The organism is Mesorhizobium sp. M8A.F.Ca.ET.207.01.1.1 (assembly GCF_004794715.1).
Taxonomy (GTDB): domain Bacteria; phylum Pseudomonadota; class Alphaproteobacteria; order Rhizobiales; family Rhizobiaceae; genus Mesorhizobium.
Genome location: NZ_SRUS01000251.1, coordinates 1 through 356, shown reverse-complemented (window position 1 = coordinate 356; position 356 = coordinate 1). Strand labels below are relative to the sequence as shown.

General features: G+C 64.3%; 1 pseudogene. It reads left to right on the top strand.

From position 1 onward, the window contains the following. A pseudogene (locus EN850_RS34395) lies at window positions 1–206 on the top strand (hypothetical protein); the annotation flags it as partial. Between the last annotated feature and the right edge of the window lie 150 nt (window positions 207–356).

Below are 356 nucleotides of genomic sequence, written 5' to 3'. Positions count from 1 at the left end.
TGAAGGTCGAGCGCGGCCCGTTCGTCGAGCAGGGCAATGGCATGGCCTACGTGATGGATGGCCGCACCGCCGTGCGGCGTCCGGTGGAACTGGGCGTCAGCAGCCTGGGCGAAGTGGAAATCAAGTCGGGTGTGCAGCCGGGCGACCGCATCGTGGTCTCCGGCAGCGACCTGTTCAAGGACGCCGAACGCGTCTCCGTCAACTGACACATCCTGGAGAGAGGACACCCCATGTACATGCTCGAAATGCGTTCGGTCGCCAAGGTCTTCCGCACCGAACAGGTGGAAACCCACGCGTTGCGCTCACTGGAACTGCAGGTCAAGGAGGGCGAGTTCGTCGCCGTCACGGGTCCGTCC